The sequence below is a fragment of the Labilithrix luteola genome, from assembly GCF_001263205.1.
In the GTDB taxonomy this organism is placed as follows: domain Bacteria; phylum Myxococcota_A; class Polyangia; order Polyangiales; family Polyangiaceae; genus Labilithrix; species Labilithrix luteola.
Genome location: NZ_CP012333.1, coordinates 9724427 through 9750823, shown reverse-complemented (window position 1 = coordinate 9750823; position 26397 = coordinate 9724427). Strand labels below are relative to the sequence as shown.

The window sequence follows — 26397 nt, the reverse complement described above, 5'->3', positions numbered from 1 at the left end:
TCACCGTCGGCGACGTCAGCATCGCGAACAAAAACGAAAGGGCGGGCCTCTCGCGAAGCCCGCCCGTCGTCGTTTGTGCCGGACGTGAGCGGCTTCTTAGAAGCGCGCCTGGACGGCCACCGAAGCGCCGATGCGGTTCGGGCTCTGGAACACGCGGAGCGACGCGGTGCCTTCCGTCGGATCGCGGACGACGAGCGTGCCGTTGTTGTCGCGAATGAGCTGCATCCACGCGACGACAGCGAACATGTCCGAGAGGTCCCAGCGCATCGAGACGCGCGCCTGGACGATCGGCGAGCGGTCCTGGTTGTAGGGGAGAATCGACTCGTCACCCTGCTGGCGGACGACGATGACACGCTGCGCGGGCACGCCGCCGTCGGTGAACTCGCTGCGGAACGTCGCCGGCATCTGGATACCGCCACCGATGCCCGGCGTGAGGTGCAGGGCCGGGAAGTGGTAGTCCGCGGCGATGGCGCCGAAGAGCTCCGGATCCGTCTTCGCGCTCGCCGGAAGCGTCTCGAACGGGATGAAGCCCGGGACGTTACGAACGACGAAGTTCAGGTTGCGATAGATACCGGTCGCGCTGAAGCGGAGGTATCCGGCCTTCACGACACCCTGGATGGCCGTACCGACGGCGCCCTGATCCTTCGTGGCGCCGGCGACGTCGAAGTCCTTGAGGTGCTGCTGGAGGTAGTCGAGCTCGGCGCTCACGCTCCACGCGAACTTGTCGGCCTCGTACTTCTCCGGCTTGAAGAGGACGAGCGGCTTGTTCGGGTCGTTCTTGTAGAGGAGGAAGTCGACCGACTGCGGCACCGGCATGTTCTGGTGCACGACGATGCGGCCCGAGCCGCCGTACGTGTAGACGTTCTTGCCACGAACGTCTTCGAGGTCGAACTTGCCCTGCTGGAAGTAGCCGGCGCCGAGGTCGAAGCGGAGGTTCTCCGTCGGGTCGACACCGAGGCCGCCGAGGAAGCCGTAGTTGATCTCGCCGACGCGGACGGTTTCGACGTCGTTCTCGCCGCCGGGGCTCAGGACCTGCTCGGGCTGAACGATGGTCGCCGTCTTGAAGCCGGCGAAGGCGTAGAACTTCTCCGAGTCGTACTGGAACTTCGCACCGGGCGCGGCGCCCTGGATACGCGGGAAGATCGACTGGTTGATCGAGGCCGCCGTACCACCCCACGAGAGGTCGTAGAGGTAACCGAGACGGAAGCGATCGGTGTCGAGCGGGAAGAAGGTGGCCGAGAGGCCTTCGCGCTCGTTCGAACCCGTCTTGTAGAAGAGGCGGAGGTACGAACCCGAGTCGTAGAGCGCCGCGTTCAGGTTGCCCGTGTTGGCCGCGAGCTGCGCGAGGTCGAAGCGGAGAACGAGCGCGGCTTCCGTCGTGAGGTTCGGAATGAAGCCCGGGAGCTTCTTGTACATCACGAGGTGCGTGAGGTTTTCACGACCGCTGAAACGCGAGTTCAGGTTGTCGAAGAACAGGCGGTACTGCGAGCGGTCGCCGATGCCGAACGTCGGCGAGAGCGGGACGAGCTCACCCGTCTTGTGCGTGAAGTCGTCGTCGCCGAACGTCCACGTGAGGCGGGTATCCATGAAGCCGCCCGACGAGGTACCCGGAGGCGCCGTACCGGCCGCGCGCGCGCCGGCGGTGCCCGAGAGGTCGATCTGCGCCGAGGCATCGGCCGGAGCAGGAGCCGCGGGCTCGGTGGTCGTCGTCGTCTGCGTGCCGGTGACCTGTCCAGAGGCGGTCGCCGAATCCGACGCCGGTGCACCTGCGTTCGGCGCGCCCTGCGTGGGCTGCACGCCCGGAGCGGGCTGCGCACCCGGAGACGTCGGCACGGTGTTCGACGGCGCAGGCGCAGTGGTGCCCGATGCCGGCGACGCCGGCGGTGCAGTCTGCGCGAACGCGACCGCGGGCATGGCGAGAACGAACGCCGGCGCGGCAAGGCGGAGGATCGAGAACGAGCGCATCGAGCGGAGCTCCAAAGGCAAAAGAACGGGCTACTGCGGGTTGTTGTCGAGGAACGTGCGCGGGAACACGCAAGCCTGCGGCGGGGGTTCGAGATTGTCCGGATACGGCGGACGCGGCACACGCTTGCGGCAAGCGTTGTCGCCGCTCCGGAGGGGCACGCACTCGTAGCCCTCGGTGCAGCCGGTCTTGGCCGGATCCGAACCCGGTGTGCACGCGTGATCGGTCGGAAGCGGACCGGAGGCGAGGTCCAGCACGACGTCAGCGTCGCAACGAGCCTCGACCGTGTACTGCGAGCCGCCCGAGAAGTACGTGAGCACGCCGGCGAACGAGCGGAGCTTCACGCCCTTGTTCACGTACGCGTCGAAGCCTGCCTGCGTGCCGTCCGCCTGGATGGCGGCCGACATGTTGTTGCCGTCCGTGACGGTGATGCGGAACGTGCTGCGCGCCTTGAAGTTCGACCACTCGGTGCACTTGGTGTCGCCGGTGCACGCGTTCGAGCAGTCACTCTCGGGGTTGCCGGTGCTGAAGGTGATCTTGCCGTCTTTGTTGAAGTCGCAGTTCGTGGCGTCGTCGCCAGGGACGAACTGGAACGTGCCCGAGTTCGGATCCTTGTCGCAGGTGGTCTTGTCTGCCGGTGTCGACACGACGCCGCCGACCTTGCAGGGCATGTCGTCGGGGCCGAATCGCGGCGTGACCATCGCACTTCGGATCGGAGCGTCGGGGTTGTCGCCGAGCAGCGTCTCGACGCGGACGAGACCACCGCTCTGGCGGAGCAGATAGTTCGTATCGCTGATGTCGCCCGGCGCGAGCAGCTTGGCCTCGGGGACGAGACAGAGGCGAGCGGCGGGATCCCACGGTTCGAGCGTCCACGTCGGATACGAGATCTGCGTGAAGCCGAAGAACTCGCTCGCCGTGCCGCCGAAGGACTGAAGTCGGTCGCACACGCGCATGAGCGGCGGGGTGCTGAAGTTGAATGCGAAGACGCTGTTGAATCCGGAGAACGGCGGGGTGCGCACGCCGTCCGCGATGTCCATCGCATAGAAGCCGTCGGTCGAGAGGCGCGTGACGACCGTGCTGAAGTCGAACGCGAAGAAGTGCGAGCCGTCCTCGGCAGCCTTCTCGTGGTAGCCGGTGTCGATGAGGACCTGCTGCTTGGGGTAGGGCGTCGCGCCGTTGCCCGAGCAGTCCGTCACGCCGCCGCGCTGCACGCAGCGGAGGCCGCGCATGTCCGCGATGCGGGGGAGCTTGAAGTAGATGGGCGGGCTCGCGCCTTCGGCGTACGTGCCACCTTCTTCGGCATCGTCGTTGGCGAACGCGCAACCGGGGTCCGCCGGGTAGTCGATCAGGCCGTTCCCATTGTTGTCGATGCCGTCGGAGCACGCGGGGGGCGGCTGACGGTTCGGGTCCGCGGGGACGTACCCGAGGTCGCTCGCGATGATGTACGTCTCGCCGAACGCGTTGGCGAGATCGACGTTGACGGGGCCGGACTGTCCGTTCGTGAGAAGGACGTTACGGCCGTCGGTGTCTTCGTCGTGGAACTGGGACACCGCACCGGGCGTCGCCGAGATTCGAACGTAGCGGCTGAACTCCGTGTCGGGCGTGCCGTCCGGGTTCAGCGCCTGAATCTGGATGGCGAATCGCGACGCCGTGTTGATCGACAGCGGAAGCGGCTCGAGGCGCGTTCCGGTCTTCACGTCGGGGTCGACGAAGGTGACGACGAGCCGGCGCCCACCGCGCGTGCTGCCGAAGCCGTCGCCGTTGCACGACGCAGCGAGAACCGACAATGCGAGCGCCGAAGCGGGAACGAGGAGAGAGCGGAGCGAGCGGATCATCGGCCGATCATCTCCACGCGGTTGTCGGTGAAGCTTCCGATGGTCGAGTCGATGCACGAGAGGATCTTGCATTCTTCACCGGCGAGCGCACACGCCGCGATGGGCGTCTTGCAAGCCGTCTGATCCGGCGCGCCCTGGCAGCGTCGGGAGTGGAATTGGGCGACCTGGTCGCGGCACGTCTTGAGAACGCACCGTCCTTGGCCCGCATCGCACGTTCCCACGCTCTGACACGTGACGGTCGCTCCGTCGACCTCCGCCGCGTGACCTGCACACGCACAGACGTGGGCGTCGTCACCGCAATCGGAGTCGGCGCTGCACGCCTTGAGGCCGTCGTCGGTGCCGTTGTTGACGTCGTAGCCGCAAGGCTTGCCCGCACGGAGGTAGTCGATGAGCGCGTCGCGCTGCTGGACCTTCGTGTCGAACTGCGTGGTGTTTCGCTGGAGGACGCGGAAGCCCGAGCCGCCGCCGGCCAGGTAGTTGCTGGTGGCGAGTTCGTAGAGGTTCGTGGGCTTGATCGGGGACAGGCAGCGGCCGGTCGGCTTGCCCGCGCTCTTGTCGCAAGAGCCGGGGAGGGGCGGGCCGTTCGGCTCGCGGCATTCTTCGTCGGTGGAGCAGGTCTTGTCGGTGTGACCGATGTAGACCTGCTCGGCGCACGCGGAGACGACGCAGAGGTTCTTGGTCGTGTTGCACTTGCCGCGGACGGCATTGCAGTCTTCGTCCACGGTGCACGTCACGTCCGTCTCGCTCGCGCAGCTCGTACAGTTGAGGCGAACGCGAGCGCCAGCGATCTGGATCTGCGAGGAGCAACCGCGGCTGGCCGAACGGCGCGCCGAGAAGTCGAACATCTCCTGCACTTCGAGGCCGGAGAGCTGCATCTTCGTGATCGAGTTGTCGAACGGGAAGATGTTGTAGATCTGCTCGATCGTGACCGGACCCGGGTTCAGGTCCGCACGGATGCCCGTCGAGTTCGTGAGCGAGAAGTCCGTCTGGATGCCGAGGCGGAGCCAGATGGCGTTGCCGACGACGTTGCCGAGCGGCGAGTCACCGCCGTTCGAGGCGATGCGCTTCGAGCCTCCGGGGCTGAACCCGACCATGATGTCGAGGTCGGCGACGTTGTCGAGCACGCGCCGGTACGGCTGGAGCATGTCGACGACGACCGGATCCTCGGGGACGGTCGCGTCGATCGGGAAGGCCGTGTACTTGATCGTCTCGACCTCGAAGCCGTTCAGCTGGGCGGCCTCGACCTCGATCTGGTGCTGGGGCGTGCCCTCCGGGTACTCGTAGCGCGGCACGTTGGTGAGCTGGAGATCCAGGCGACCGACGTACTTCGAGAACGAACCCGAGTGCGCGATGATCACGTTGCGCGGCTTGCACAAGCGCTTGAACGCGAACGGGTGGTTGATCGGGTCGCGCTCGCCGAGCTCGCCGGCCAGCGCGGGATCCGCGTCATCCGGCGGCTTGCCGGTGGGATCGAGGGTCGGGTCGATGGTCCAGACGTAGCCGGGATTCGACGGATCCGACGAGCAGTCGCTGATCTGCTGCGGCGGGTTGATGACGACGTGGTTGTGACCGCCGAGGACGACGTCGATGCCGGTCGTGTTGCGGACCATGCGCTGGTCGACCTCGAGACCGAGGTGCGTGACCATGACGACGAGGTCGACGTACGGACGCAGCAAGTCGACGTAGAACTGGGCAACGTCGACCGTGTTGAGGGGCGTGATGCCCATCTTGTTCGGCTGGTCGAAGACCGACGTGATGCTCGAGAGGTTCGCCATTCCGATGGCGGCCACGCGAAGTCCACCCGTGTTGAGAACGGTGAACGGACGCGAGACGGAGCCGATCCGGCCGAAGTTCGGAATGTCCTGCGCGGCCTGCTCGAACTTGTAGTTCGCGGCGAGGAGGGCGAAGTTGCCCCAGCGCTGGAATTGCGTCGCGACGTTCTGCGCGCCGCGGTCGAACTCGTGGTTTCCGATGACCGCTGCGTCGGTGCCGAGCGCGCTCATCGCGCGGACTTCCGGCTCACCGGCGAAGAAGTTGAAGATCGGCGCGCCCTGGAAGCAGTCACCCGAATCGAGGTGCAGGACGCGGTTCGACCGCGCGCGCTCTCGATTGATGACGTACGCCATGCGGGCGACGCCGCCGACGTTCGCGACCGTATTGATGTCGCCGAGGCCGAGCGTAGCGTCGACCTGCGTGATCATCTGATCGTAAGGAAAGAGTCGCGAGTGGATGTCCGACGTATGAAGTAGCGTCAGGTTGACCTGACACGGTTGTCCGTCGGGACAAGGCCGCGCAATGGTGTCTTTGCTGTCGGTGCTCGAGCACGCCGGAAGGCTTGCGGCCGAGAGGCCGAGGCCTGCGGTAGCCGCCAGCGCGCAAAGTCCAGCAAGTAGCGCGGCGCGAAATCGGGCCGTGATTCCCATGTTGCCGGCGCGGACCGTAACACGACCGCAGGTAATTTGTCGCGGGGCTCAACCGTAACGATTAAGTGATTACAAAGAGACGTTTCCCCGCCCGGCTCGTGTCGGCTCGATGACGACGCCGATGCTGAAATTCCAGGGCGCGAGCGCGGCCGTTGACGCCCGGCACGGTGCGTTAGGTATCCATTAGGCGCGATGCGAAGCACGATGCGCACTGCGTGATGCGCGCATGATCCATCGTGTGCCACGACGCTTCGTCGGGATACGCCCCGTGCGCAAACGCGTTCTGGGCGACGCGAAGGGGCGAGCCGTGTTCGTCAGGCCACGTCGTCGGCGAGACCGGCGAGCAGGTCGATGAGGCGCGGCGCGAGCTCGCGTGCGAGGAGCTCCTCGACGGCGTCGGCGCTGTCGCAAGCGAGTGCGCGCAAAGCAATCGCCTCGGCCTCTTCGACCGTGAGACGTCGAATGGCCTCTTTGATCTCCGGAATCGCCGCCGCTTCCATCGACAGCTCGCGCAGGCCGAGGCCGACGAGCAGACACGCCGCGAGCGGATCCGACGCCATCGCTCCACAGAGCGAGACCGCACGTTTGTGGTTCGCGCCTGTGTCGGTGACGAACTTGATGAGCCGCAAGATCGCCGGGTCGAACGGCGAAGCCTGGGCGGCGAGCGACTGGCTCGCACGGTCGATCGCGAGGGCGTATTGCACGAGGTCGTTCGTGCCGAGGCTGAAGAACTCCGCCTCGCGCGCGAAGACGTCGGCCATGACGGCCGCCGCCGGCACCTCGATCATCATGCCGAGGGGAATGTGCTCTTCGAAGGCTTGGCCGCGCGCTTTGACCTGCTCGATGGCCTGGGAGAGCAAGCGGCGCACCTCGCGCATCTCGTGGACGCTCGCGACCATGGGAACCATGATGCGCACGTCGCCATGGGCGCTTGCACGCACCATGGCCCGGAGCTGCGTGAGGAATACCTCGGGCTGCTTGAGCGCGAGACGCACGGCGCGAAGGCCGAGGGCAGGGTTCATCTCCGCGGGCAACTGGAAGGTGCTCGCGAACTTGTCGCCGCCGATGTCGAACGTGCGCAACGTGACCGGCTGCGGGCTCACGGCCTCGACGATCGCGCGATAGACCTCGTACTGCTCGTCTTCGCCGGGTTGCGTGGTGCGGTCGATGTAGAGGAACTCGGTGCGGTACAGGCCGATGCCCTGCGCGCCGTGATCGACCGCGAGAATCGCTTCGGCGGGTAGCTCGACGTTCGCCTTCAGCGCGACCGGGACGTTGTCCGCCGTCACGCACGGCTTGTGACGCGCCGAGAGCAGGCGCCTCGCGAATGCGAGGTGCTGCTCGGACCGCTGGCGTGCGTCGCGAACCGTGGCTTCGCTGGGATGGACGAAGACCTGACCGGTCAGGCCGTCGACGACGAGCATGTCGCCGGTGCGGATGTTCTGCATCGCGTCCGCCACGCCGACGACCGCGGGGATCTCGAGCGCACGCGCCATGATCGACGTGTGGCTCGTGCGCGTTCCGACCGAGGTGACGAAAGCGAGCGCGGGCTCGCGGACCATGCTGGCCGTATCGGCCGGCGAAAGATCACGCGCGACCACGATCATCGGCTCATCCAACCGGACGGCGTGGGGCGTATCTTCGCCGACGAGCGCCCGCAGAAGCCGGTCGGCCACGAACTCGATGTCGTGGCGGCGCTCGAGAATGTAGGCGTCGCGCTCGTCACCGCCGCTGCCGAACATGGCGACGATCTCTTCGCCCGCTTCGGACACCGCCCACTCCGCGCACTTCTTCTCGCGCGAGATCTTCTTCTCGATTCGCTCGTGGAGCGCGGGGTCCTGCAGCATTAGCTGGTAGACGTCGAGGATGGCCGTGGCCTCGCGCATCGTATTCGCGATGCGTGAGTCGACTTCGCGGAGTGTCTTCTGCGCGGTTCCGACGGCCTGGTGGACGCGTTCGAGCTCACCGGGAACCTGCGCCGTGTGCACGTGACGACGGACGAACGACGCGCGCAGATCACCGAGGACGAGCGCGGGGCCGACGGCAACACCCGGAGAGCCGGCGATCCCTTTGAGGGTGGTCGGCTCGCGAGGCTCGAGGTCGAACGAGCTCGGCGGCGAAGCCGAGGGGGAAGAGGACGACGAAGGCGCAGCAGGAATGGACGTCGGCGTGCGCTCGAGCACGTCGCCCGAAGAGGGCGCGCTCGGCGTGCCTTTGGGAGGGCTGCTGCGCCGCTCGGTCATTAGCTGGGCTCCCCAAATCGACTTGCGATGAGTTCGCCAATCGCCTGGACGCACTCCTCCGCCTTCGATCCGTTGGCCGACACCTCGACCACCGTTCCCTTCGAACCGCAGAGTAGCAGGACGCCCATCACGCTCTTCGCGTTCGCCGTCTGGCCCTGATACGAGAGCTGGACGTCGCACGGAAACTTCGATGCCAGCTGGACGAGTTTCGTCGCGGCTCGCGCGTGCAAACCGAGATCATTGATGATGGTGAATTGCGCGGAGGCCTGCTCGCTCATCGCTGTTGGCTCCGTGGGGGTCGGCTGTCGACCTCGGAGAGGGGGAGGACACTGTCTTGCGGAGGACGTGCGTAGGGCGCTGGCTCCCCACGGCCGACGTCACGGTGGACCACCTTGATCTCGGTTCGCATCTCGGTTCGCATCTCGGTGCGTGACGTCCCGCCAGGCCGCTGAAGTTTTTTGTCGAGCGCGGCGGCCACGTGTTCGGCCATCACCACGCTGCGGTGCATGCCTCCGGTGCAGCCGAAGGCGATGGTCAGATAGCTTTTGCCTTCTTTTTCGTAGTTCGGCACCACGTACTCGAGAAGGTCTAGCGTGCGCGAGAGGAACTCCGGAGTCTCCGGCAGACCGAGCACGTAGGCGCGAACGCGCGGATCGGTGCCCGGTACGCGCTTCAGCTCGGGCACGAAGTACGGGTTCTTGAGGAAGCGAACATCGAAGACGAGGTCCGCGTCGGCGGGGGTGCCGTACTTGAAGCCGAACGACACGATGCGGAGCGCCATGCGTTCGGCCGTGCCCGAGGCCGGGCCGAACTGCGCCAACACGGTGCGTCGTAGCTCGTGGACACTGAGCGCGGTCGTGTCGACAACGCGCGTTGCCCGCGCTCTCAGTGGAGCGAGGCGTTCGCGTTCGAGCGTCACGCCCTCGAGCACCGAAGCTGCCCCTTCGAGGGTGCCCGACGTGGCGAGCGCGTGCGGCCTGCGCGTCTCGCTGAAGCGACGAAGGATGGTTTCGTCGGAGGCATCCAAGAAGAGCACGTGCAGATCTCGCCGGCCCGAATCGTCGAGGAGCGAGAGGTCACGACCCACTTCGCCGAGAAACACGCGAACACGCACGTCGATTCCCAGCGCCACGCGCGTCATGCCGCCTTTTTCGCAGAGGGCGACGGCGTCGGGGGCGAGGGCGGTCGGGAGGTTGTCGATACAGAAGAAGCCCAGATCTTCGAGCGCGTGCAACGCGGTCGTTCGACCGGCCCCCGAGAGGCCCGTCACGACGACGACCATCGGTTTTCTGCCGGCGCCGGTGCCGGATGCTTCCACCATCACTCCTTGCCTTTCGGACGCACGGCGGGAATCCACGCCGAGCTCTCGTGGCTCGCGCCTTCACGGATGCCCAATCGACCTGGCGGTCCGGATTCGTGCACCGACGCCGCGGGCTGCCTCGAATCCGAGTCGTGCCATCCTTGGGCCGGATCCGGACGCGCCACGCTGCTGTTGGGGGCGGGCGGGGCAACCGACACGGAAACCGGTGCGCGCACGATGCTCTCCGGTTGATCTTCGATCGCGACCTGCGGCGCGAGCCCGGCGTTCTCTTCGAGTCGCGACAGGAGCTCGCGTGCGCTGTGCTTTCCCGCGCGGCGAAGCAGCTCGTCGCGCGCGGCCATTTCGAGCATGGCGCCCATGTCTCGACCGGGACGAACGGGAACGATCACGAGACGAATGGGCGTGTTGAGGATCTCGAGGAAGCGGTCGTCGACGCCGAGCCGATCGTATTCCTTCTTCTCGTCCCACTCGTCGAGCTGCACCACCATGTCGATGCGCTTTCGTTCGCGAATCGCGGTGACGCCGAAGAGATCTTTGATGTTGAGGACGCCGAGCCCGCGCACCTCCACGTGGTGCCGAAGGACGTCGGCCGGGGCACCGAACACCATGCCCGGCGGGCGCCACTCGCAGCGAACGACGTCGTCGGCCACGAGGCGATGACCGCGGAGGACGAGCTCGACTGCACACTCGCTCTTGCCGATCCCGCTCTTGCCGAGGAGCAGGAGACCGATGCCGAAGACGTCGACGAGAACGCCGTGGAGGCTCGTGGTGGGGGCGAGCTTCTCGTCGAGGAAGGCATGCAACTCATTGATGGTGCGACTCGAGCGGGCGTCGCTCTGAAAGAGAGGCGTTCCGGTTGCTTCGGCTGCCTGAATCAGCGCGCGAGGGATCTCGCCGCGCCGTGTGACGACCACGCAGGAAAGGCCGAGCGAGAAGAAGCCGCGCGCGGCGACACCTCGAGCATCGAGATCCATGCTCTCGAGAAACGAGAGCTCCGTCTCGCCGAGGACCTGGATGCGCGTCGGGACCACGCCGAAGTAGTGGCCGGCCAGCGCAAGGCCGCTCTTCTGGATACGAGGATGCCGAATGGGGCGACCGAGCCCCGCCTCACCAGCAAGCCGCTGGAGCTTCATGCCGAGGCGAGGCTCGACGACGAGATCACCAACCGTGATCTCGGCCATCGGCGGCGGGGCCGATCGCCCCGCCGTCATGATGTCCCCCCACCGATCAAACTCCCCCCTTTTTCTCCGCCTCCTCCGCGCTGATCAGCTCGAAGGCTTTGCTGGAGGACTCCGCATTGATGAGACGCGTGCGGAAGTCCTTGCTCCGAAGAAGCCGCGAAACGCGGGCGAGCGTCTTGAGATGCTCGCCCGTCGCTCGCTTCGGACCGATGACCCCGAACAGGATCGAGACCGGCGCATCGTCGATGGCCTGGAACTCGACCCCCGCGGGGACGATGAGCAGCGCTGCAACCTGCTCCGTGAGTTGGGGCAGAGCCCCATGCGGGATCGCGACCCCCTCGCCGATCCCCGTGGATTGAAGAGCTTCACGCTCGAGTAGAACCCGCTCGATCTCGGTCGTAGTCACGCCGTCGTGCTCGCCGAGCATCGTGGCAAGCAGACCGATCGCGGTCTCTTTGTCGAAGTCGTCGTTCGCCGAGGTGCGCTTGATGCCGACGCGCTCCGGCGAGAGTAGGTCCGTGAGACGCATGATGAAGGGGTTGCCCGTTCGGGCGCCGAGGTGGGGGGAAAGGGCCAGGACCGCCCTCTCGCTTACTCCTCTGGCTCGTCGGGGAGAAGATGATCCGACGCGCGATCGGCCCCCTTTTTCTTCGAGGACCCATGAGCCCCACGAATTTGGCGCTCGAGCTTGTCGATGACGAGGTCGATCGACGCGTACATGTCCTCGGATTCCTCGTGCGCGTGGAAGTGGTGCTGGCCGGCGTGAACGTCGACCTCCGCGTGGTGGAGGGTCTTCTGACAGCTAAGTGTCACCTGTCCGTGGAGCGGTTGCCTGAGGAACTTCTGCAGCTTGCCGACCTTCTCGGTGGCGTATCCCTTGACGGCTTCCGTGGCGTCCATCTGTCGGAAGGTGATGGAGATGTTCATTCGTGGGACTCCTCCGTCTTCGCTGAAACCCGGCTAAGTTATCGAAGCTGGACGACGCTCTCCGACGCGTTTCGGAGCTCCGTCGTCACGTCACAAAGCCTTTCCGTCGACGTTCGGTTCTCGGTTGCACATGCACTTCGGCCCGCGTTGTTGGGTTGTTGGAACGCGAACGTTCGCTTGGGGCACACGCGTGTGCCATGCGAGCGAACGTGTGAGGCAGCCGAGTGATAAGCCTGAGACACGCAACCTGAAACCCGCAACCTGAAGGGATCGTAACGCGACCCCGACGGCGGCCGCTAGCGTCTAGAGCAGGGAAATCCGCCGTGCCGCACCGCCCGCACCGCGTGGTGAGCCGAGAGCTCGGCGAAAGCCGAGCCGCCGCGAAATGCAGAGCGACCGAAGAAGAGCGCCAGGGGCGCCCAGCAAGTACGGCGAGCACCTGTGGGATCGGTTGCGTCAGGTAGGGCAGCAGGGACGACCTTAGAAGAGCTTCTTGCGCTTGCTCGACGCAAGGATACCCAGCATTTCGCGGTATTTCGCGACGGTGCGGCGGGCAATCTGAATCCCGTCCTGCTTGGCCAGGATCTCGACGATGGCCTGGTCGCTGAGCGGGTTCTGCTTGTCCTCGCCCTCGATGATCTTCTTGATCGCTTGCTTAACGCTCTCCGAGGCGATGTCTTCCTCGGCCACGCGGCGGATCGACGAGTTGAAGAAGTATTTCAGCTCGAAGAGGCCCTGGGGCGTGTGCACGTACTTGTTGGTCGTCACGCGCGAGATCGTCGACTCGTGCATGCCGACGGCTTCGGCAACGTCGCGGAGGATCATCGGCTTGAGGTGAGCAACGCCGCGCTCGAAGAACTCGCGCTGCTTCTCGACGATGCACTCGGTGACGCGAATGATCGTCTTCCGGCGCTGCTCGATCGCGCGAATGAGCCACTGCGCGTTGCGGAGCTTCTCGCCGATGAACTCCTTGGCGCTCGGATCCTTGAGGAGCTGCTTGGTCAGCGCCTCGTTGATGTAGAGGCGCTGCACGCCGCGGTCGTTGTCGGTGACGACCCACTTCTCCGAGTCCTTCACGACGTAGACGTCGGGCGTGATGGCGATCTGCTTTTCGTCCGTCTCGCTGAAATTACGGGCGGGGCGGCTTTCGAGCTTCTGGATCTCCTTGACCGACTCGTAGACCTCTTCGACCGGCACCTTCAGGTCACGCGCGATGGCCTGGTAGTTGTGCTTCTCGAGGTTGTGCAGGTGCTTGTCGATGATGGTCACGTCGAGGTCGAGCGATCCGAAGACCTCGGCCTGGACGAGCAAGCACTCCCGTAGGTCACGCGAGCAGACGCCCACGGGATCCCACTCCTGCATCATGCGCAGGACCTCCGGGGCATCCTCCGGATCGAGCCCTGCCTCTTCGGCGAGCTCTTCGATGGTAAGGTCCGGCGTTCGCGTGCCGTCCGGTCGTTCGACACCCTTGAGGTCGAGGAAGCCGTTGTCGTCGAGGTTGCCGAGGATGAGCTCGGCAAAGCGCTTCTCTGACTCCGTAAAGTCGCTCATCTGCAGCTGCCACCGCAGGTGGTCGACGAGCGAGGCCGCCTTCGTCAGGTTCTGCTCGATCGGCGGCAGCTCCTCGAAACCACCACGGCTGGCGGGCAGGGGCTGCTGGAGGGTGCGGTTCTCGAGGAACTGCTCCCAATCGATCTCGTTGACCTGCTTGGTGTCGGTCTTTTCAGCGCTGCCGGTCTCGGCGCGCCGGCGCTCGTCGAGGCGGTCAATCCGGGCTTCGCCCTGTTCGGGAGCGGTGCCGATGACCTCCGCGCCCGAAGAATCGGTGTTCGAACGGGGCCGAGGCTCGAATTCCTCGTCCGCGAGCACCGGATTGGCGTCGCATTCCTTACGGATTTCCTCGATGAGCTCGAGGCGGGACAGCTGAAGCAGGCGGATCGCCTGCTGAAGCTGCGGCGTCATCACAAGCTGCTGGGAGAGCTTTAGCTGCTGTTTGATTTCCATCGATAAATTCCCGCCAGAAGAAGCTTACACGCTGGGGCCGGTCACGGAAGCGAAAAGGATGCCAGCGAGGAAAAATGCCCCGCTAAATCGTCGCGCGGAGCGCGGCGATTTAGCTTCCTTGCCCTTGTTTTGGGGGGAGCTAGCTCCCCCCAAGCCCCCATTTGGGATCGGCTTGGGCAGCGAGATCGAGCTCTCCCCAGCCGCTGCATCTGGGATGGGCTTGGGCAGCGAAATCGAGCTCTCCCCAGCCGCTGCATCTGGGATGGGCTTGGGCAGCGAGATCGAGCTCTCCCAACCGCTGCATCTGGGATGGGCTTGGGCAGCGAAATCGGGCTTTCCTCAAGCGCCGCATTGGGGATCGGCTTGGGCGGTGAAATCCGGCATGCCGAGGCCCCGTTGGGGGGCGTCGAGCGTATCGCGAGCGTTGGTGCGGCGTGTGGCCCTAGTGGTCGAGCTGATGGGCCGTGCCGCGGCCGTCTTGGTTGGTCGATTTGTCTCGCTTGCCCTCTCGGCCCCGCTTGCGGTCGCGGTCGCGGTTTCCGTCCTAGTCGCTCGGAGCCTTGCCTTGGGGTCACACGCCGGGAGAGCGACGCGGGGCGCGCTCGGGGGGCGGACGACGGGTGCAGGCTCGTGGTCATGGTTGGACGGGACGCTCGAGGCTACGGGATGGGGGAGTTCGGCAGTTTGGTGACGTGATGCGTGCGTGACGATTTCTGCCTGGTGGGAAGCTTGGCACCGTTCGAGGAGACTAGGGGAGGGGTGGTGGGAAGGTGCGGCCCCAATTGCCGAGGTAGCGGCCGACCACGAGCGGGTGCTCTTCGAAGGCGCCCGGTTCGGCTTCGATGGCGACTTGGCCATCCAAGAGCAGGATGGCGCGCGTGCAGACCCGGAGGGCCTCGGCGACGTGGTGATCGGCGAGCAGGACGGCGACGCCGTGTTGGTCGGCGAGGGCACGCAGCATGTCGCCGAGACGGCTCGCTTGTTGGGGGTCGACGCCAGCGAACGGCTCGTCGCAGACGAGGACCTTCGGGGGACGTGTGAGGGCGCGCGCCAGCTCGAGGCGACGACGCTCGCCGCCCGAGAGCTCGCCCGCACGGAGGTCCATGCGATCGTCGAGCGCCACACGCTCGGAGAGCTCCTTGATCGCTTCGTCTTCGCCGGGCAGCGGGCCTCGACGGAAGAGGGACGAGAGCCACGGGCCGCCGTGCACCACACGATGGTAGGCGCGCAGATTGTCCCGAACCGAGAGATCCCAGAGGACGCTCGGTGTTTGCGGGAGATAGGCCACGCCTTGGCGTGCACGCGCCCAGAGTGGCGCGCCCGAAACGTCTTCGCCGAAGAGGCGTACCTCACCCGAAGCGGCGGGGATTTCGCCGACCATCGCGCGGAAGAGCGTCGACTTGCCTGCGCCGGACGGACCGAGGACCCCGAGGACCTCGCCCTTTTGCGCGGCCACCGTCACACCGCGAACGATCGCCTTCTCCCCCCTGGTGACCCGCAGGTCGCGTGCTTCGATCGCGGGCAGCGCGGGGAGCGGCGTCGTCAAGGCTTCGGCACGGGGATGGAGCCCTTCACCTGCGTCGCGGTCACGCGCGCCGTGGCGAGCTCGATGGTGGCCTTGTCGGCTTGAATCCACCCCTGTCCACGCGAAAGCTTCACGCCGCCACGAAGCTCGAGGACCTGCTTCTTCAGATCGAGCTCCACCTCGGGCGCTTCGCCGTGGACACCACGCACGTCGGCGACGACGCCGCCTGAGCCCTTCGCCCAGTTGAGGTGTGGCGAGGTATCGAACTTGAGCTCGACCTTCGGGCACTTCACGGACATGTCTCCCTTCTGCAGGAGAACCTGACCGGTCAGCACGGCGATGCCCGTCGCGACGTCGACCTCGAGCTTGTCGGCTTGGACGTTCACGTCGCCCTTGGCCACGTCGAGCAGTGGCTCGGCGGCCGCTTCTTGCGGTGCAAACGACGTCGAGACGAGCAGCGACGCAAGGGCGACGGCGCCGATCAAAAGCCGATTCGGCGCGCGCGCGCGCGCGCCTGCGAGCGGCTTCGGCTGGCCGAGGCCGGACCGATCGCGCCGTCCGAGAAATGAGAGAACCCGTCGCATCGACACGAAGCTTTCCCCGGTCGCGCTCTCCGCGCAAGGGGATCCATGCGGATGCGCTTCAGCCAAGGGCGTTCGTCATGGCTTCGAGCTCCGCAACGCGACCCTCTGCACGACCCCGTTCGGGCGGTGAGACCGCGAGGTCGAGGAGCCTCTCGGCGAGCGATGCGACGGCACTTCGCGTGAGGGGCTGCAGCGCATCGGCGCGCCCCCCCGCCGCGGCGAACGTGCGTACGAGCGAGCGCGTGAGCGGCGCGAGCTCCGCTTCGGTGGCCCCTTCGACAGGCGCTTCGTCGCCGCGCGCGATGCTCGCGAGGACGCGTGCGAGCGGCATGGTCAGATGAGTGACCGCACGGTCGACCCGGTAGCGAACGAGCACCGGATCGGCATCCGCCTGCGCGCGATCGCGGCCCGTGACGATGACGTCGAGATCGCGCTTCCATTCCGACGCTGGGCCGCCCAGTGCTCCGGCGACGATCTGTGTGGTTTCGTCCGCTTCGCGTTCGAGCTTGCCCGCGCGCTGCGCGAGTCGATGCGCGAGGGCCTTCTTCGACTCGATCGACGCCCGCTCGCTCTCGGCCTCCTCGCGGGCGCGCTCGGTGAGCTCCACGTTCACGCGCGCAGCGCGCCGCCGCAAACCGCGCTCCCGGAGCTCGTCGCTCCGGCCGACGATCTGCTCGTCGAGCAGCGTTTGCACCGCGTCCCAGCCGCTCTTCGCGAACGCCGCTTCGTCGCCGAGCTTTCCTTGCAGAGCGAGGCGCGCGCTAAGGGCAATGGGCTGCGACCACGACCGAATGCCTGCTTCGGCGAGCGACTCGGTCACCGTCTTCATCACGTGCTCGAGCTCCTCGGGCTTGAGCCGGTCCGCCTTGTTCACGAGGATCTGTACGGGGAGCTTCGCCGCCTTCGCCTCCTCGAGGATGAGCCGCTCGCTCTGCTTGAGCGGCTGGCCCGCGTCGAGCAGCCAGATGGCTGCATCGGCTTCCTCGAACGCCGAACGCGCCGCTTCGGTGTGCCGCTGATCGGGCGCATTGAAGCCCGGCGTATCGAGGATCTCGACGCGCGTGAGCGACGCGATGGGCATCAGGATCTCGACGCGCTTCACGGTGGTCGTGTCGACGGCCTTGAGCGCCGCACGAAGCTCCGCCGAAGGAACGATCCGCTCGCGCGTTCCGGTCGTACCGTCAGCGTCGTAGAACTGGATGCGCGCGAAGGGATCGGGCGCGTAGCGAAGATGATGAAGCGTTGCCGTCGTGGGCAAGACGCCCGTGGGCGCGACGTCGGCCCCCATGACCGCGTTGATGAAGGTGCTCTTGCCCGCGTTGAACTCGCCGACGATGGCCACACGGACCGGACGCGACCGCTCGACGGCCAGATCGGCGATCTTCGCGAGCGCCGAGATCGCGTGGAGCGAGCGAGCATGCCGATCGAGCCGCGTCAGCACCTGCGTCCAGTCGCTCGGCTCGCCGGAGGGCGGAATCCACGCCGACAGCGCCGCGGCGCGCGCGGCGTCGGCCCACGGACGAACGCGCCCCGAGGACACCTTGGCGAGCTCGTCGAGAATAGTCGCAGCTTCGCCCGCATCGCGGAGTCGAGCGGGCGAGGGGAGCTTGCGAGCATCATCGACCACCGCGTCGCTTTCACCGATCGCGGAGAGCGCAACGGTGAGCGCACCGTAGTCGTGGTCCTCGAGGGCCGTGTCGAGCAGCGGACGCGCCGCCGAGCGATCGCCGGAGCGAACGGCCGTGACCAGCGCGGCCCGGGCCTCGTCTTGCCGTCCTTCCGCACGTGCGAACGCAGCCTGCCATCGCGCGAGCGACGATTCTCCGCGCCCGTCGACGACCGTACGCACACGCGAGCGGATGGCCTCGTCGGTCGGCAAGCGGGCGAGCGCCGACGCGAGGGCCTCGCTCGAACCGACGGCATCGAGCACCACGGCCCGGACCAGAAACGGAAATGCCGCCGGATCGCCGGCGGTCGCGAGCGTTCGCCCTCGCACGAGCGCCGCCCGACCATCCGCCGGGTCGAGCTCGATCCCTTCGAGCGCCGCCCTCGCGCCATCGACGTCATGCTGGAGCAGCCGCGACTCGGCACGACGAATCGCCACGTCGCCTTGCTTGCGATCGACGATGCGCTCGAGCCAGAGATCGGCCCGTGCACCGTCGCCGTGCGACAGATCGAGATCGGCGAGCCAAAGCAGCGCCTCGCGCCGCGCCTCGCTTCCGGACTCGGCCACGGCCAAGGCACGCAGGAACGCGTCGCGCGTCTCGTCGACCGGGCTTTTGACCCGCTCGCGCGCACGTCCGAGACGCACCCAGACCTCACCGCGCGAAGCCACGCGGCCGGCGAGCTCCTCGAGCGTCAGGGCGAGCTCGGCATCGAGGTGGGCCGCCTCGCACGCGTCGGCGAGCAGCGCGAGCCCGATCGGCGACTGAGGAACGCGGGCCAGGATGGCCTTGGCCGCTTGACGCGCGCGCATCGCATCCCCGCGGGCCAGCGCCTCCTCTCCGTCACGCAAATACCCTTCGACGCCGGCGAGAACGACCTCGACACGTCCGAACCAAGCTGCAATGGCCTCCGCGAGACGCATGGGCCCGCCAGGTTACTCGGCCGCTCGGGCGCCGGCCGGAAAAACGGAAGCATCCCCGTCACGCCCGAGCCGCGGCAGGGGGCGTCGATCGCGATTGGCCAGTGGGATATCGAACGATCTTCTTTGATTCGAAATCAGTGACGTGCTCGATAGGCTCGCGCTTTCGGTGCTCGACCGTTGGGGCCAGCGCATCCGTTCGAGCATGGCGTCGTGTCTCACTATGTGTGAAGTGCCTTGATTTTCGGTGCGTGCGTGTGCCGCGCGTGAGGCAAATCTCCCCCCTATTTCGCTTGCCGAGCTTGGGTAATCGCGAGCCGTGCACGAAGGTTCGCACCGCTCATGGCCAATCACCGAATCAAGACTTCGAATGTTCCCCGCGTCTCGCGTCTCGCCGTCCTCGCGGTTGCGACGATTGCGTGTGGGTCTTTGTCGCCTGGTCTGGCGTTCGCGCAGTCGGCACAAGCCGCTTCGGCCGAGCGCGCCGTGAGCGCCAAGCTCGGGCTCGACGGCAGCTTCTTCGTCGGCCTCGGCAACGACGCGGCCGGCAACGACCCCAACGCGAACCACGCGTACACGCTCGGGCCGAAGCTCGACGTCCACTACATGTACCTCTCGGGGCTCGACTGGCCGAGCTGGAACGCGCCGGAAGGAAACTACGTGACGGTGCAGGCGAACGCCGCCCGCGATCACGGCATGGTTCCGATGTTCACGCTCTACCAGGCCGCCGCCTACGGTGAGGGCAACCTCGGCGCGTTCAACACGACCGACTTCATGACTAGGTATTGGCATGGCGTACGCGTCATGTTCCAGCGGCTCGGTGAGTTCGACGCGCCGGCGATCGTGCACCTCGAGCCCGATCTCTGGGGCTACGCGCAGCAAAAGGGCGGTGACGATCCGGCGGCGGTCCCGATGAAGGTCGGCTCGGTCGTCCCCGAATGCCAGGACCTGCCCGAGAACGTCGCCGGCATGGCCTCGTGCGCGATTCGCCTGTCGCGAACGCTCGCGCCCAAGGCCGTGGTCGGCCTCTCGGCATCGACCTTCGGAGCCACCACCACCGGCAAGACTGATCCCGCGCGCGTGGCCGGATACCTCGCGAAGCTCGGGGCCGACGCAGACATCGTCGTCGTCGAGACGCTCGACCGGGATGCGGGTTGCTTCGAGGTCGGCAGCGATCCCAACTGCCACCGCAGCGGCAACTTCTACTGGACCGATGCCGACTTCGACGAGCACCTCGCCTGGGCGAACACCATTCGCACGGTTACGGGCAAACCGCTCGTCTGGTGGCAGATGCCGCTCGGCGTGCCCAGCGAGTCGGCCGGCAGCTCCGCTCACTATCGCGACAACCGCGTGCAGTACCTCTTCTCGCATCCGGCCCGCTTCGCCCAGGCCGGCGGCATCGGCGCCGTCTTCGGCACCGGCGCTCGCAACCAGACCGACGCTACGACCGACGGCGGCCAGTTCAGGAACGCCGTCACCGGCTACCGCGCCGCGCCCGTTCCTCTCCTCTGACAGGGACGTGCACCGACCTCAGTGTCGCCAGCGCTTCGCCTGGTGACCGGGCGTGATCACCGCCAGCGGGAGCTCTTCACCATAGAGCTCCCGCCACTTTTTTCCGGCCCCTGCACGCAGCTCGTCGTCGGGCTTGGCGAAGAGAACTGCCACGAGCGAGGCGACTGAAGCGCGCTGCACCGCGCCGCCCGCCACGAGCGGCATGGCTTCGTCGACGAGGCCGAACTCGCTCGCGAGCACGTCGAGCAGGACGATCGTGGTGTTGCAGTAGACGTCGCCCCAGGCCTCACGATCGAGGACGGTCCGCAGGAGGCTCAGGATCGCCATCTTCGGCATGCTCGACGGGGAGGCCATCTGCGCGAGGTATGCGCTCGTCTCGTTGCGAACGCGAGCCGGCAACGAGCCGAGGAGCACGGGGGCCTCGTCCTTCGGCCCCACGCGGTTCTTCACCGCCGCCGGGATGAGCATCTTCGCGCACGGAGTTTCCCCGTCGCATTCCTTCGTGCGCTGACCGTCGAAGCGATGCTGCAGCTCGTGGCGCGCGATGTCGGCGGCGAAGCGATCGCGGAGTGCTTCGAAGGTCGTCGTCATGCGCGTCGAGAGCAGGCGCTCGTGGACGTCTTCCCATTCGTGCCGCGTGCTCGAAGGCACGAGATGCCAGAGATCGGCCACGTAATCGGCCTCCGGTACGAGGCGGTTGGGTTCGCGCAGGATGCGCCCCTGCGACGAGAGATCGGCCTGCCACCTCTTCACGAGCGCGCGACGTTTCGCCAGCAACGTTCCGAGCTCGACGAGGTCGTCATGATTCGCGGCCGTGGCGAAGCTCTCGCGCACCATGCGCGCCGCGCGCATCTCGACGTCTTCTTGCCAAGCCTTCTTCGGATCACGACTCGCAGTGTCGATGAAATCGAGCTTCTCGCCTTCGGCGAGGGCGGGGAGCACGTCGCGGATGAGAAGCTCCTCGATCTGGTCGTACAAGACGAGCGCGGCGTCCGCGTCGCGATGCGTGTAGCCGAGCGCTGCCTTCGAGATGTTGAGGCGATCGAGACGCCAGAGGTAGACGATGCGCTCGGGCGCGTATTTCTCCGCAGTGCCCTCGTCTTCGCGCTCGCGGTAGAACGCGTAGAGGAGCGGCGCCTCGTGGTAGTAGCGCGCGTCGAGATACCAAGGCTGTCCGAGCGTCGCGAAGGCCGCGTTGACGTTGCGCGTCTTCTCGAAGACCACGGGCATCCGCCCCGGATCGCCGGCGGCCGCGACCTGGGCGGCGAAGAGCTCGGTCATCGCTCGGTCGGCGGGTGGGGTGAGGGTTCTCGCCGGAAACACGTGCTTCACCGCGGTCTCGGCGTTGGGCCTCGAGCCGTTGGCGACGCTCGCCACGTGGGTTCCGAAGTTCTGCGCGAACGCTTTGCCGAGCCCGCTGCCGGCCGCATCGAACGGCTTCGTGGCGATTCGCACGCCGATCGCGCAGCCCATCGTCGCGAGGATCACCGCCACGAGCCCGAACGTCTGCATCGGAAGCTTCTGCTCGGCAGGCACGGGCAGCTCGGCATGAGCGCGCGCCACGACCTCCGCGTCATCGAGCCCCAAGCCGAGCACGATCCCGTGCGCTCGCAGACGTGCGACGCGGGCGACGTCTTTCAACTCGGTGAGCTTCGTCGCGAGACCGGCTTCGGCGATGGCGCGCTGTGCTCGCGCGCGACGAAGGGGCCTGAGCAGCCACTCTTCCACGCAGGCTGCCGTCTCTACCGTGAAGAAGCGCTCGGTCGCGAGCGCATGAAGGATCCGATCCATGTTCCCCTACGAGCCTTCGATCCATGGAATGTCGCATGGACCGGCCCGAAGGTGTCGTTCGATGGGTGAATGCGGAGCGAAACCGCCCTTCGACCGTCCACTCAGAAGTCTTCGCGCTCGAGCAAGAGCCGCACAGCGTCGGTATCGACGCGAAGCGCGAGGACCTTCTCCCGGTCGACGATCACGAAGCCCGGCGGCGAGCCCTTCGGCTTCCGGAGGTAGCGTCGGGACGTGTATTGGACATCGACGGCTCTCTCGTCGCGCGCGTCCGAGAAGTGCGCTGCGAGGAGCGCGGCGTCGACGAGGTCTTCCGCAGGACAGGTCTGGCCCTTCTCGAGCGAGACGATGACGTGCGCGCCGGTGCGGTCTTTGGCGTGCAGCCAGAGATCGTGCGGGCGCGCAATCTTCAGCGTGAGAGCGTCGTTGTCCGCCGCGCCCTTGCCGACCAGGAGCTTCTTGCCGCTCCGCGCGACGAACGTTCGATACGGCGAACGGCCCGTCGGAAGCTTGGCCTTGGCGCCCGCCGCGCCCGTGGTGATGCCAGCCTGAGGAAGCGTGACGTCGCGCGGCGCGCTCCGCTTGGCTTCGAGCGCCAGCGCTTCGAGCTCGGGCAAGGTCGATGCCCCTCCGAGTCGCTCACGCACGTCGAGCACCGCCGCAAGCTGCGTCTCGGTCTGCGTGAGGCGGTCGCTCGCGACGCGTCCTCCGAGTCGAAGTCGCTTGGCCCGTTTGAAGATGGCCTCGACCTGCTCGCTCGCGCTCTTCGAGGGATCGAGCGGCACCTCGAGCGGAATGGGCTCGCCGGTCGACCAATCGGTGACGACGAGTTTCTTGGCGCCACGTGGTGCTCGCTTCGCTTCCGCGATGAGCCAGCTCGCCTGAGATGCCATCTTGTCGGCCTCGGCGATCTTGGCGAGGTCGGTGCGAATCGCTTCACGTCGTCGCTCGATGCGGATCTTCGCCTTGTCGAGCGTTCGCTGGAGCTCGATGCGACGCTCCTCGATGGCGGTGCCGGCAAGGGCTTCCGCGAGCTCCCGTCCGCGGGCCTCGAGAGCTTCGCGCGCCTGCTCGTCGAGGTCGACGAAAGCGGGCAGGGAAGGTGGCAAGGGGGCGTCGGTCACGATGACGCGCCGGCCTTCGACGCGAAGCACGCGCGAGGCGCCCTGCTGGTCGATGAACACCTCCGAGGGGCCGATGGCCAGCACGCGGGTCCCTTCGAGGGCGTCCTCGCGGGCGCGCTGACGTGCGAAGCCAGCTGGTAATTTTCCGCCCCACGTCGCCTTCCGAACGTCGGAGGACAGAAGGCCTGCCGCCGCCATGCTTCGCGTCGCGCCGACCACGACGAACGAGGTTCGCCCGGGCACGCGAACCTTCAGAACGACGACCTGCTCGGCACAATCGGCCTCTTGGACGAAGGCGCTCGGAGGGCCCTCGAGGGGGGCGTTCGGAGTCATGACCCCCCGGGAACCTAGCTCACTTGGGGCGGTCCGACCCCCTCGGGGCGACAAAAACGAGGAAAAAGTGCCATCCAGAGAGCGACTCCAGGGTGACGTGCCCGCGGGCTCGTCGTACCTTTCCATTCAGGAAAGCCGCCGTGAAGCTTCGCCAATCGTTCCCTGCCGGGCAATCGAGCGCCTCGAAGATCAAGGCGATGCTCCTTTGTCTCGATGCCAAGAAGGGCACGAAGGCCGCCGATGCCTGGCTTGCAAAGCTTCGTCTGGCCCGCGCGGACCTCGAAGACGAGACGCGGCTCCTGCCGCTCGGCGCACTTCGTTCTGCCATCGCCGCTTTTCTCTCCGAGCTGCCGGACTCGCTCGATGCGATGGCGCCGTACCTGATCGCGCAGGACAACCTCGGTTGCTGGGCGCGCATCCTTCGGGGTACGCGCGCGCCCGAAGAGGCCTTCGCGCGGATGGACGCCTCCGACAGCGAGCACGGCAGGACCACGCTTTGGGATACCATCGACGCGGGGCCTGGCCACTGGCACGGACGCGTGCGCATCGCGCATGACCCCACGCTCGAGAAAGATGGTGTCTTGGCGCGCGCACGAGCGGTGGAGCTCTCGGTCGTGCCGATGCTCTTCGGCTATGCGAGAGGCGTCGTGACGATGCGCTCGTCGGAAGACGTCACGCAGGAATTCGACGTTCGCTGGGCTTTGCCCAACACGGGGCGCGGGGTGGCGATCGGAGCTGCCGCGGGCGTCGTCCTGGGAGGAGGTGCCCTCGCGGCGGCTCCCTCGTCGTTTGGCCTCTTCGCCGCGCTCGGCGCACCGCTGATCTTCGGCGGTGCGGGGCTCGTGTGGTCGCGCGATCGCGAGCGGCGCATCGCCGATGCCGCGCAGGCCGTGCGCGTCTCGGCCCTCGAACGAAGCCTCGCGCTGCGTGAAACCGAAGACCGCGCTCCCGCGGGTGATCTCGACGGTCTCGTGGTCGCCGGCCAGTACCGCATCGGGGCTCGCATGGGTTCGGGTGCGAGCGGCGTCATCTACGAAGCAACGCGCATCACCGACGGCCTGCCCGTCGCGATCAAGTTGTTGCGTGCCGCCACGGCCCACGATGCCGTCGCCTCCGACCGCTTGCGCCGCGAAGCCGAAGCGCTCGGTCTGGCATGGCACCCGAACGTCGTCGAGGTGATCGACCATGGGCACCTGCCCGACGGTACGGCGTACCTCGTCATGGAGCTCCTCCGCGGCGAGGTGCTCGCGAATCGCCTGAAATACCGAGGTCGCCTCAGCTCGGACGAGGTCTATCCCATCGCTCTCCAGCTTGCCGAGGCGTTCGTCGCCGTGCATGCGGCGGGCGTCGTGCATCGCGATCTCAAGCCCGCCAACGTGTACCTCACGCGCGATCCCGAGACGGGCGGCGAGCGCTTGAAGGTGCTCGACTTCGGCATCGCGCGCGTCGAGTGGGAAGAGATGCGCATCACCAACATCGGCGCGCCGCTCGGTACGCCCGGGTACATGTCGCCCGAGCAGGAGAGCGGTGCCGACGTCGATGCACGAAGCGACATCTTCGCCATCGGCGCACTCCTCTACGAGTGCCTGGTGGGCGAGCCGCCGCCGCCTTCGACCGAGGACATGTGGAAGGCCGGATCGCGTCCGCGATCGAGCCTCGGTCTTCGCGTCCACGAGGACGTCGGATTCATGTCCGACCGCATCGACCTGACGTACCGTCTCGATTCCGGCGTCCAGCCGGCGTCGCGAAAGTTGCCCAGCGCCGCACCGGTCGCGCTTGCCGAGCCCCTCGATGTACCGCCGGCGTGGCGCGCCATCGTCGAACGCGCGCTCGCCAAACGGCCGGAGGAGCGCTTCCAAGACACGCGGTCGTTCCAGCAAGCCATCCGGGCCCTGAGCGGAAGCATCATCCCGCCGGCGTCCGAGGCTTCCTCGACCTGACGATCTGCTAAGAAGAGGAGCGTGACGAAGCTCCTTGGCTTGGTGGGTAGTCTTGCTGGTCTTTGTGGCGCGCTGCTCCTCGGCGCGTGTGTTGGTTCGAGCTCGAAGACGGCACAGACCACGCCGCAGCAGCCCCCGCCGTACTACGGGCCGCCGGGTTATCCGCAGCAGCCGTACCCCAATGGTCCCGCGGGTCCGATGTACCCGCCGCCTGCCCAGCAGCCCCAACAGCCGCAGCAGCCTCAGCCGCCCGCGGCACGTCCGCTTCTCGCGCCGCTCATCGGCACGCCTGCCATGCAGCAGGAGCTCCGCGGCGTCCTCTCCGAGTTGATCAACGCGCTGCCGGCGCAGAAGCAAGCGCTCGTCCGAGGCATCCCCCTCGTCTTCGATCCCACGCCGGAAGTGAACGCGTATGCCGGCTGCGACGAACAGGGCGCGCCGTTCCTCGCGGCCACGGCCGGCATCTTCGACGCCGTCGACGCCATCGCGCAAACCAAGGCGACCGACGAGCTCTTCGGCACGCGTACCTACGAGGCATATACGAGCGCCGTGCTGCCGGAGATGTCGCGGAATCCATCGGCGCGCGCCGGTCTACCAGCGGGCATCATTCCCACGAACCTCGGCCCCGATCTGCGGCGATGGTCGCGTGCGCACGAGCTCTTCGACGAGATCCTCGCGTTCACGTTCGGCCACGAGCTTGCGCACCACTATCTCGGTCACACCGGCTGCGCGAAGGGGCAGTCCCCGAGCGCCGGTCCCGATCCGGCGCGCCTTGGTCGTCTGCTCACGAACATCCCCGTCTTCAACCAGTTCGCCGAGAGCGCGGCGGATACCGAGGGCGCGATGAACGCCCTCGATGCAGGTCGTGCCCGGCGCCCGCAGTACTCGTGGAGCGAGGGCGGCGGTGTCTACCTCCTCACGTACTTTGCGGACATCGAGCGACTCGGCGGTGGAGGCGGCCCGCTCAGCTTGCTGAGCCCCGTGCAGTTCCTTCGCACGCACCCCAATCCGCTCGCGCGCGTCCCGCTCGTGCAGACGGTCGCCCGCACCTGGCACCTGCAGCACCCCGGCTGATCACGCGAGCCGAAGAAGCAGCGCCGCCTCGAGCGG

18 protein-coding genes are annotated in these 26397 nt (G+C 66.9%); 3 read left to right on the top strand and 15 right to left on the bottom strand.

What is annotated here, in order from left to right; all coding sequences use genetic code 11:
- Positions 1-96 precede the first annotated feature (96 nt).
- The 13 genes from AKJ09_RS42185 to AKJ09_RS42125 all read right to left on the bottom strand — a co-directional run bounded on the left by AKJ09_RS42185 (position 97) and on the right by AKJ09_RS42125 (position 18593).
- Positions 97-1965, bottom strand: coding sequence for a hypothetical protein (locus AKJ09_RS42185; RefSeq protein ID WP_146653497.1), 1869 nt, complete (start codon positions 1963-1965; stop codon positions 97-99).
- Positions 1966-1995: 30 nt separating this feature from the next.
- Positions 1996-3798, bottom strand: a complete 1803-nt coding sequence (locus tag AKJ09_RS42180) for a hypothetical protein (protein WP_146653496.1) — start codon at positions 3796-3798, stop codon at positions 1996-1998.
- Positions 3795-6221, bottom strand: a complete 2427-nt coding sequence (locus tag AKJ09_RS42175) for a bifunctional metallophosphatase/5'-nucleotidase (protein ID WP_146653495.1) — start codon at positions 6219-6221, stop codon at positions 3795-3797. Before AKJ09_RS42175 ends, AKJ09_RS42180 begins: the two co-directional genes overlap by 4 nt.
- A 314-nt stretch (positions 6222-6535) precedes the next feature.
- Positions 6536-8464: a phosphoenolpyruvate--protein phosphotransferase gene (gene ptsP / locus AKJ09_RS42170; protein ID WP_146653494.1), complete on the bottom strand. Its 1929-nt coding sequence runs from the start codon at positions 8462-8464 to the stop codon at positions 6536-6538.
- Entirely contained in the window at positions 8464-8742 is a 279-nt protein-coding gene (locus AKJ09_RS42165; protein ID WP_146653493.1) for an HPr family phosphocarrier protein, read from the bottom strand. Before AKJ09_RS42165 ends, ptsP begins: the two co-directional genes overlap by 1 nt.
- Positions 8739-9785, bottom strand: a complete 1047-nt coding sequence (gene rapZ, locus AKJ09_RS42160) for an RNase adapter RapZ (protein WP_146653492.1) — start codon at positions 9783-9785, stop codon at positions 8739-8741. The genes AKJ09_RS42165 and rapZ overlap by 4 nt, the downstream gene beginning before the upstream one ends.
- Positions 9785-10996 (bottom strand): HPr(Ser) kinase/phosphatase, encoded by a 1212-nt coding sequence (gene hprK / locus AKJ09_RS42155; RefSeq protein ID WP_146653491.1) that lies wholly within the window; start codon positions 10994-10996, stop codon positions 9785-9787. Before hprK ends, rapZ begins: the two co-directional genes overlap by 1 nt.
- A gap of 16 nt (positions 10997-11012) precedes the next feature.
- Positions 11013-11495, bottom strand: coding sequence for a PTS sugar transporter subunit IIA (locus AKJ09_RS42150; protein ID WP_146653490.1), 483 nt, complete (start codon positions 11493-11495; stop codon positions 11013-11015).
- A gap of 62 nt (positions 11496-11557) precedes the next feature.
- Entirely contained in the window at positions 11558-11893 is a 336-nt protein-coding gene (gene hpf, locus AKJ09_RS42145) for a ribosome hibernation-promoting factor, HPF/YfiA family (RefSeq protein ID WP_146653489.1), read from the bottom strand.
- A gap of 480 nt (positions 11894-12373) precedes the next feature.
- The gene (gene rpoN / locus AKJ09_RS42140) at positions 12374-13855 is read right to left on the bottom strand and encodes an RNA polymerase factor sigma-54 (RefSeq protein WP_240488808.1); all 1482 of its coding nucleotides are present in this window, start codon (positions 13853-13855) and stop codon (positions 12374-12376) included.
- Positions 13856-14645: 790 nt separating this feature from the next.
- Positions 14646-15443 carry an ABC transporter ATP-binding protein gene (locus tag AKJ09_RS42135; protein WP_169928302.1) on the bottom strand — a complete coding sequence of 266 codons (798 nt, stop codon included), beginning with the start codon at positions 15441-15443 and terminating at the stop codon, positions 14646-14648.
- Positions 15440-16006 (bottom strand): LptA/OstA family protein, encoded by a 567-nt coding sequence (locus tag AKJ09_RS42130; protein ID WP_146653486.1) that lies wholly within the window; start codon positions 16004-16006, stop codon positions 15440-15442. Before AKJ09_RS42130 ends, AKJ09_RS42135 begins: the two co-directional genes overlap by 4 nt.
- A gap of 58 nt (positions 16007-16064) precedes the next feature.
- On the bottom strand, positions 16065-18593 hold the full coding sequence (locus AKJ09_RS42125) for a dynamin family protein (protein ID WP_146653485.1): 2529 nt from the start codon (positions 18591-18593) through the stop codon (positions 16065-16067).
- A 339-nt stretch (positions 18594-18932) separates the two neighbouring features.
- Between AKJ09_RS42125 and AKJ09_RS42120 the strand changes: the two genes are divergently transcribed.
- Positions 18933-20102 (top strand): hypothetical protein, encoded by a 1170-nt coding sequence (locus AKJ09_RS42120; protein ID WP_146653484.1) that lies wholly within the window; start codon positions 18933-18935, stop codon positions 20100-20102.
- Positions 20103-20120: 18 nt separating this feature from the next.
- Here the strand turns inward: AKJ09_RS42120 and AKJ09_RS42115 are convergent, their stop codons facing one another.
- Entirely contained in the window at positions 20121-21893 is a 1773-nt protein-coding gene (locus AKJ09_RS42115) for a hypothetical protein (RefSeq protein ID WP_146653483.1), read from the bottom strand.
- 101 nt (positions 21894-21994) lie between these two features.
- Positions 21995-23347, bottom strand: a complete 1353-nt coding sequence (locus AKJ09_RS42110) for an NFACT RNA binding domain-containing protein (RefSeq protein ID WP_169928301.1) — start codon at positions 23345-23347, stop codon at positions 21995-21997.
- 140 nt (positions 23348-23487) lie between these two features.
- Here AKJ09_RS42110 and AKJ09_RS42105 point away from each other — a divergent pair, with 140 nt between their 5' ends.
- Positions 23488-25287, top strand: coding sequence for a serine/threonine-protein kinase (locus AKJ09_RS42105; protein ID WP_146653481.1), 1800 nt, complete (start codon positions 23488-23490; stop codon positions 25285-25287).
- Between the two features lie 21 nt (positions 25288-25308).
- Positions 25309-26361: a M48 family metalloprotease gene (locus AKJ09_RS42100; protein ID WP_146653480.1), complete on the top strand. Its 1053-nt coding sequence runs from the start codon at positions 25309-25311 to the stop codon at positions 26359-26361.
- Positions 26362-26397 lie beyond the last annotated feature (36 nt).

What these genes read in the sequence shown, in the direction of transcription:
- AKJ09_RS42185 (WP_146653497.1), bottom strand. Translation starts at nt 1,965, where the DNA reads ATGCGCTCGTTCTCGATCCTCCGCCTTGCCGCGCCGGCGTTCGTTCTC.
- AKJ09_RS42180 (WP_146653496.1), bottom strand. Translation starts at nt 3,798, where the DNA reads ATGATCCGCTCGCTCCGCTCTCTCCTCGTTCCCGCTTCGGCGCTCGCA.
- AKJ09_RS42175 (WP_146653495.1), bottom strand. Translation starts at nt 6,221, where the DNA reads ATGGGAATCACGGCCCGATTTCGCGCCGCGCTACTTGCTGGACTTTGC.
- ptsP (WP_146653494.1), bottom strand. Translation starts at nt 8,464, where the DNA reads ATGACCGAGCGGCGCAGCAGCCCTCCCAAAGGCACGCCGAGCGCGCCC.
- AKJ09_RS42165 (WP_146653493.1), bottom strand. Translation starts at nt 8,742, where the DNA reads ATGAGCGAGCAGGCCTCCGCGCAATTCACCATCATCAATGATCTCGGT.
- rapZ (WP_146653492.1), bottom strand. Translation starts at nt 9,785, where the DNA reads ATGGTGGAAGCATCCGGCACCGGCGCCGGCAGAAAACCGATGGTCGTC.
- hprK (WP_146653491.1), bottom strand. Translation starts at nt 10,996, where the DNA reads ATGACGGCGGGGCGATCGGCCCCGCCGCCGATGGCCGAGATCACGGTT.
- AKJ09_RS42150 (WP_146653490.1), bottom strand. Translation starts at nt 11,495, where the DNA reads ATGCGTCTCACGGACCTACTCTCGCCGGAGCGCGTCGGCATCAAGCGC.
- hpf (WP_146653489.1), bottom strand. Translation starts at nt 11,893, where the DNA reads ATGAACATCTCCATCACCTTCCGACAGATGGACGCCACGGAAGCCGTC.
- rpoN (WP_240488808.1), bottom strand. Translation starts at nt 13,855, where the DNA reads ATGACGCCGCAGCTTCAGCAGGCGATCCGCCTGCTTCAGCTGTCCCGC.
- AKJ09_RS42130 (WP_146653486.1), bottom strand. Translation starts at nt 16,006, where the DNA reads ATGCGACGGGTTCTCTCATTTCTCGGACGGCGCGATCGGTCCGGCCTC.
- AKJ09_RS42125 (WP_146653485.1), bottom strand. Translation starts at nt 18,593, where the DNA reads ATGCGTCTCGCGGAGGCCATTGCAGCTTGGTTCGGACGTGTCGAGGTC.
- AKJ09_RS42120 (WP_146653484.1), top strand. Translation starts at nt 18,933, where the DNA reads ATGGCCAATCACCGAATCAAGACTTCGAATGTTCCCCGCGTCTCGCGT.
- AKJ09_RS42115 (WP_146653483.1), bottom strand. Translation starts at nt 21,893, where the DNA reads ATGGATCGGATCCTTCATGCGCTCGCGACCGAGCGCTTCTTCACGGTA.
- AKJ09_RS42110 (WP_169928301.1), bottom strand. Translation starts at nt 23,347, where the DNA reads ATGACTCCGAACGCCCCCCTCGAGGGCCCTCCGAGCGCCTTCGTCCAA.